Genomic DNA, 432 nt, shown 5'->3' with positions numbered 1-432 from the left:
GATTTAATAGAGAAGAAGAGACGCTCGGGGGCACGAATCCTGACCTTCCCGCTCTTCACCGATAGCTATCGATGGACAGTAATACAGCGCGTAACGTACTTGACCTCCCGCAGAATAGGTATCTCGATGACGACGATATCCAAAAGGCATTCAGGGAGAAATCAAAAGAATACCACCCGGATACGTCAGATCTGCCAAACGCTCGCAAGAAGTTTCTGGAAGTGAAAAAAGCACGCAAGGTTCTTCTCGCCGCTGAAACATCCAAATCATCACAATCCAACTCATCCACAACTCAGGGTGGCAATACCCAGTCAACCAGCCCCACCGGTAACGCTACGGACGCTCACAACTCGTCACCAAACTCTCGATCGGAGTCAAGGACGGAGAGTAAATCGCAAGCCACCCAGTCAAGCTGGCAAAACGAAACCCACG

1 protein-coding gene is annotated in these 432 nt (G+C 50.5%); it reads left to right on the top strand.

The window, feature by feature from the left end; translation table 11 throughout:
- Window positions 1-71 precede the first annotated feature (71 nt).
- A partial coding sequence (locus tag DVK01_RS21570) for a J domain-containing protein (protein ID WP_158598807.1) occupies window positions 72-432 on the top strand: 361 nt, incomplete at its 3' end.

Origin of the sequence: Haloarcula sp. Atlit-120R, from assembly GCF_003665885.1 — an archaeon.
Lineage (GTDB): Archaea > Halobacteriota > Halobacteria > Halobacteriales > Haloarculaceae > Haloarcula > Haloarcula taiwanensis.
Note: the sequence above shows the minus strand (reverse complement) of the source record. Positions and strands in the feature narration are given on the sequence as shown.